The organism is Polaromonas sp. P1_E3, assembly GCF_056405935.1.
Genome location: NZ_JBFUBD010000194.1, coordinates 1 through 5,239, shown reverse-complemented (window position 1 = coordinate 5,239; position 5,239 = coordinate 1). Strand labels below are relative to the sequence as shown.

Genomic DNA, 5,239 nt, shown 5'->3' with positions numbered 1-5,239 from the left:
GAAATAGTTCGACCGATCACTCACGTATTGGACCTGCACCTATGGATTACTCCGATTCCTTTGCCATCAGCGCCGCCGGCATGAGCCTGGAGCGCACGCGCGCCGACGTGGCCTCGCTCAATCTGGCCAATGCCAACACCATTCAAGAGACGGGCGGTCCCCAGTACCGGCCGCTGCGCGTGGTGGCTCGAGCTGCCGCGATGGTGGCATCCGGCTCACCGGCATTCGCCGATCTTTTCAGCCGCGGGGTTAACGGTGCAAGCCTGACCGGTACATCGGCACCTGCCGTGGTGTCGGTTGAGCCGACTGATTTGCCGCCACGAATGGTCTATGAACCGGGTCACCCGCTGGCCAACGACAAGGGTTTTGTGGCTTACACCGGTGTGGATAGCGCAACCGAGATGGTGACGCTGATGAGCGCCATGCGCTCCTATGAGGCCAACGTGGCAGCGATGAATTCGGCACGCACCATGGCTTTGAAGGCACTCGAAATTGGAGGCGCGTGATGAGCACCGAAATGATCGCACCCATTGCCGCGGCAACAAGCCTCGACATTTCCCAGTTCCAGCCGATGAGCGAAAGACTGCAGGGAGCGGGGTCCTTCGGTGCCATGGTCACCCAGGGCCTGCAGCAGGTCAACGAACAGCTGCTCGCCACGCAGAGCGATCTCCAGGCGCTGGCCGTGGGGGACGTCCAGAACCTGCACCAGGTCATGATCCGCATGGAAGAAAGCCGGATTGCTTTTCAGCTGATGATGCAGGTCCGCAATCGCCTGCTTGAGGCGTACCAGGACGTCATGAAGATGCAGATATAGCCACGGGGCTTGTTCAAACCTGTTTTAAAGAAGAAGAAAGCTGAAGCAATGATCGATTTCTGGAAAGGGCTCACCCAGCCGGCACGTGCGCTCCTGGTTGGAGCGCTGGTGTTGTTCCTGGGCGCTGTGGTATTTTTTGCATGGTGGGCGTTCAGAGTGGAATACCAGGTGCTGTTCACTGACCTGAAGCCCCAGGATGCGCTGGCGATGACAACGGAGCTCGACAAGCAAAAGATGCCCTATCGCCTCGCCGAAAGCGGTTCGACCATTCTTGTCGACAAAACGCAGGTGCACGCAACGCGCATCAAGCTGATGGGCAAGGAAATCCCCTTACAGGGAGTGGTCGGTTTCGAGCTGTTCAATAATACCGACTTCGGCATGACCGAATTCGCCCAGAAGATCAACTATCAGCGAGCGCTTCAAGGCGAGTTGACACGAACCATCCTGTCCCTGGCGGAGGTTAGCGACGTGCGCGTCCACCTGGCGCTTCCGGAGCAGGGTCTGTTCAAGCAGGCGAGCAGTAAACCAAAGGCCGCCATTACCCTGACGCTCAAACAGGGCCAAAACCTGCGTCCCGAGCAGGTTTTCGGAATTCAGCACCTCGTCGCTTCAGCAACACCGGGAATGACCTCGGCCGACGTCGCCGTCGTCAACCACCAGGGCATCGCGCTGAGTCGAGTGGCCACTAATGCCGAAAACGGCGCGGCGCTCGCAAACAGCTCAAGCCGGCTCGACCTTAAAAAAGAAACCGAAGATTACCTTGCCCGGAAGGCCGCCTTGGTGCTGGACCAGAGCTTTGGCGCGGGCCAAGCGCTCGCCAGTGTGGACGTCCTGTTAAACATGGATCAGATACGCATAACCACCGAAGAAGTGATTTCGGCGCCGGGGCGAGAAAACAAGCCGCCTGCTGGCGTGGTGGTGCGCGAACGCGAGTCTGTGCGCGATACCGGGGTGGCGCCGCTCGACGCGCGTCCTGGTACTGGCGTGAATGGCAGCGTACAACGGGAAGTGGAATATCAGGTTGGGCGGAGAGTCGAGCAGGTGGTTAGCCAGCCGGGGTCGATACGCCGCATACAAGTGGTGGCCGTTGTGCGCAAAGCGCTGGACGCCGCCGACGAAGAGCAAGCCCGGAAAGTCATCGCCGCAGCTGTGGGGGCTTCACTCGAACGGGGCGACACCGTGGTTGTGCAGAGCCTGAAGAATGGGGCCCTTCCACTGCCGGAAATTCCTGATGTTGCTGGCGATTCGCCTCGAGCCACAGGGCCAGGCGCTGCGGCGTCGGGCGAAACGCCGACGCCCGTCGTGGCGATAGCGGGATTGCTGCTGATGATGTTGTGCGGCTTGGTGTGGTTTCTGCTGCAAAAGCKCAAAACCGCCGATCCGGCGATGACCGAAGAGCAGCGCAAATCGGCGTTGCGGCAGGTCCGGGCCTGGATGCAGCAGGAAGCCCCGCCCGCAGGACTGAGGCCATGAGACCGGAATCCTCTTCCACTGCGCGGCAGGCTGCATTGACCTTGCATGCCATGGCACCGCACGACGCCGCATGGCTGTTGCAACAACTCCCTGCTATCGAGGCGGCCGAGTTGCAATCCTTGCTGGAGGAGTTGCGCGACCTGGGCATCCCTTCCGACCCAAGGCTTCTTGACGAGCTGCGCCTGGGCGATGCGGCATCACAGGAGTCTGCTCCTGCGGACCACGCTCATATCGATGAGCTGTCCGTCGAAGCCCTGATGTATGCGCTTGACGCGGCACGTGTGGATCTGTTGCTGCCTCTCCTGAAACCTGAACCTGTTGCGTTGCTGGCCTTCCTGCTCTCTTTGAAATCCTGGTCTTGGGCCGATTCCCTGCTGTCGGCACTTGAGACGCACAGGCGGCTCTCTTTGCGCCTGCAGGTCGACAGCCTGGACAGCAGAGCCGGGGCGGCCCCAGACCAGGCCGCTCAGCTGCGGCTCGCGCTATTGCGGCGCTTGCTGCGACGCTACCGAACCGTCGAGGCCTCAGCGTCCCCGCAGAACGCGACCAGCGCATACAGGGGTGGTTTTGCAGGCTGGTGGCAGGAACGGCGCCGGTTCTGGTCCAGCATCATTGCACCCGTGAGGGCCTATAAGTGACCGCGAAAGGCTTTGTTATCAGAGGCGCCGTGGAGGGCGCGCCGCTCGAGTTGCGCGTGGCGTCGCGCGCGGCTGCAGTGCTGCCCTTGCAGCGTCCGATAGTCGATAAGTCAGCGACCTTGATGACCGGCCGGACGTTGCAGGAACCTGATGCGGATCTCGAACAGGCCCGGCAGGAAGCGCGCACCCTCGGGTACGAGGCAGGCAGGGTCCAGGGTCAAAAAGACGGTTATGAGGCGGGCATGAAACAGGCGCTGGAGCGCGCTGAACAGGAGCGCCATGCGCTTCTTGAAGACCATGAGGCTGGCCAGCAGAAGCTGGTCGATGCCCTGGCAAAGATCRGGCAAATGGCTGATGCGATGGTTGGGCAGAAAAACCGCTTTCTGGATGACGCCGAGGATGACATGGTGGCGCTCGCTTTTGAGGCGTTTTGCCGGGTGCTGGGCGAAACGGTCCCTACCCGGGACATGCTGAAGGCGGGCGTGGTGAACGCGCTCGCCCATTGGCGAGGCAAAGCGGCGCTCGAAATTCATGTCCACCCCGAAGACCTGCGGTGGCTTGAAGCGGATACAGATTTGGGAGCCCGCATCGCATCGCAGAGAAATCACACAACGCGGTGGGTTGCCAGCACTGAGATCACCTTGGGCGGCTGCATGTTGCGTTCCCCCGAGGGCGCGCTCGACGCCCGCCTTGATGCGCAGGTTGAGGCGCTCAAAACAATGCTGCTTCAGACCCGGGCGACACGCCGGGCGGAGCGTCCGGCATGAACTCCAACCCGGGCTCCCCGGCCGTTTCCGACCTGGCAGGCCAGGCCTTCAGTCCGGGGCTGAGCGCCTATCGAAAAGCTGTACGGGAGCAGGAACTGATGAGGCGTATAGGCTGGGTGCGCCAGGTCCAGGGTTTGGCCATCCAGGCGCAAGGGCCGGACGCCGTGGTGGGCGAGTTGTGCCGGATCCGTCCGCGCCTGGCGCCGCATGACCCGTCGGGATCGGATGCGGCAGGCGATTTGTTTTCGGCGAATGCGGGGGTATTGGCCGAGGTAGTGGGTTTGCATGCCGGCCATGTCACGCTGCTTCCTTATGGCTCGCTTCAGGGCGTCAGCGCTGGCGCCGAGGTGGTTGCGCTGGGCCGGGCATCGACCTTTGGGGTGGGTCCTGCCCAGATTGGCCGCGTGATAGACGGCTTTGGCGAGCCTCTGGATGGCGGTGCGCGGCCTGCCACGGTTCGCGACGTTCCCTTGCACGGCGCGCCCGTCAATCCCATGAAGCGACCGCCGGTTGCCCGCATCATCGAAACCGGCATTCGGGCGATCGACGGCCTGCTGACTTTGGGCCAAGGCCAGCGCGTCGGAATCTTCGCGGGAAGCGGCGTCGGGAAGAGCACTTTGCTCGGCATGATTGCGCGCCATGTCAAGGCCGACATCAACGTCATCGCGCTGATCGGTGAACGCGGGCGGGAAGTCCGGGACTTTATCGACAAACAGCTGGGGCCGGAGGGTCTGCAGCGGTCCGTTGTTGTGGTCGCTACCGCAGACCAACCCGCACTGGCCCGGATCCGCGCCGCCCATGCGGCCGTTGCGATCGCCGAATACTTCAGGGACCAGGGACGGCAGGTCCTTCTCACCATGGACTCGGTCACCAGGCTGGCGATGGCTCGCCGTGAAGTCGGGCTCTCGGCAGGTGAACCACCCACGGCGCGGGGCTATACGCCCTCGGTGTTTGCCGAGTTGCCGCAACTGTGCGAACGCTTCGGCACATCGGACAGCGGCGGTGCGATCACGGCCTTGCTGACGGTTCTTGTCGAAGGTGACGATTTCAACGAACCCATCTCGGACAACCTGCGCGCCATACTGGACGGCCACATCGTGCTGTCGCGCTCGCTGGCCCATACCGGCCAATATCCCGCCATTGACGTCCTGCAAAGCACCAGCCGTTTGCGCACAGACCTCACGGACGCCGCCGAGCGTGAGCTGGTCAACCGCGTGACCCGGCATATTTCACTGATGGAGCGCAATCGCCAGATGGTGGAAATTGGCGCCTATGAAGCTGGAACCAACCCGCAACTGGACCAGGCGCTGCGGCGTGACACGGCACTTCGAGAGTGGATGACGCAACGGGACGGTGGTTTTGACCGGCTGCGTGCGCTGGAGCAATTGCGGGCCTGCATGGCGGAAGCCCTAGCTGTTCCGGCAGCCATGCCGGGCACCAAAGCGGGAGGCCCGAGATGAACCTGCCAGGTGACAAAAATTCGGGAAAAGGTGATTTGCGCGGGTTCAAATACCCGTTGGAGCCGTTGGCCAGGCGAGCCCAATGGG

Annotated in this window: 6 protein-coding genes; all 6 read left to right on the top strand. The window is 62.3% G+C overall.

Annotation, left to right across the window (positions count from 1 at the left end; translation table 11 throughout):
- Positions 1–41: 41 nt before the first annotated feature.
- The 6 genes from flgC to AC1D0Z_RS15630 are packed head-to-tail and all read left to right on the top strand — an operon-like array spanning position 42 to position 5,152.
- On the top strand, positions 42–506 hold the full coding sequence (gene flgC / locus AC1D0Z_RS15655; protein ID WP_477659146.1) for a flagellar basal body rod protein FlgC: 465 nt from the start codon (positions 42–44) through the stop codon (positions 504–506).
- Positions 506–814 carry a flagellar hook-basal body complex protein FliE gene (gene fliE, locus AC1D0Z_RS15650; protein ID WP_477659145.1) on the top strand — a complete coding sequence of 103 codons (309 nt, stop codon included), beginning with the start codon at positions 506–508 and terminating at the stop codon, positions 812–814. Before flgC ends, fliE begins: the two co-directional genes overlap by 1 nt.
- A 9-nt stretch (positions 815–823) precedes the next feature.
- Complete coding sequence (fliF, locus tag AC1D0Z_RS15645; protein WP_477659144.1) at positions 824–2,287, top strand: flagellar basal-body MS-ring/collar protein FliF; 1,464 nt, start codon at positions 824–826, stop codon at positions 2,285–2,287.
- A complete protein-coding gene (locus AC1D0Z_RS15640) occupies positions 2,284–2,925 on the top strand; it encodes a hypothetical protein (RefSeq protein ID WP_477659143.1) in 642 nt (213 codons plus the stop codon). The genes fliF and AC1D0Z_RS15640 overlap by 4 nt, the downstream gene beginning before the upstream one ends.
- Positions 2,922–3,692 (top strand): FliH/SctL family protein, encoded by a 771-nt coding sequence (locus AC1D0Z_RS15635; RefSeq protein WP_477659142.1) that lies wholly within the window; start codon positions 2,922–2,924, stop codon positions 3,690–3,692. The genes AC1D0Z_RS15640 and AC1D0Z_RS15635 overlap by 4 nt, the downstream gene beginning before the upstream one ends.
- Positions 3,689–5,152 (top strand): FliI/YscN family ATPase, encoded by a 1,464-nt coding sequence (locus AC1D0Z_RS15630; protein WP_477659141.1) that lies wholly within the window; start codon positions 3,689–3,691, stop codon positions 5,150–5,152. Before AC1D0Z_RS15635 ends, AC1D0Z_RS15630 begins: the two co-directional genes overlap by 4 nt.
- Positions 5,153–5,239 lie beyond the last annotated feature (87 nt).

Coding starts and splice junctions, on each gene's coding strand:
- flgC (WP_477659146.1), top strand. CDS start 42: ATGGATTACTCCGATTCCTTTGCCATCAGCGCCGCCGGCATGAGCCTG.
- fliE (WP_477659145.1), top strand. CDS start 506: ATGAGCACCGAAATGATCGCACCCATTGCCGCGGCAACAAGCCTCGAC.
- AC1D0Z_RS15640 (WP_477659143.1), top strand. CDS start 2,284: ATGAGACCGGAATCCTCTTCCACTGCGCGGCAGGCTGCATTGACCTTG.
- AC1D0Z_RS15630 (WP_477659141.1), top strand. CDS start 3,689: ATGAACTCCAACCCGGGCTCCCCGGCCGTTTCCGACCTGGCAGGCCAG.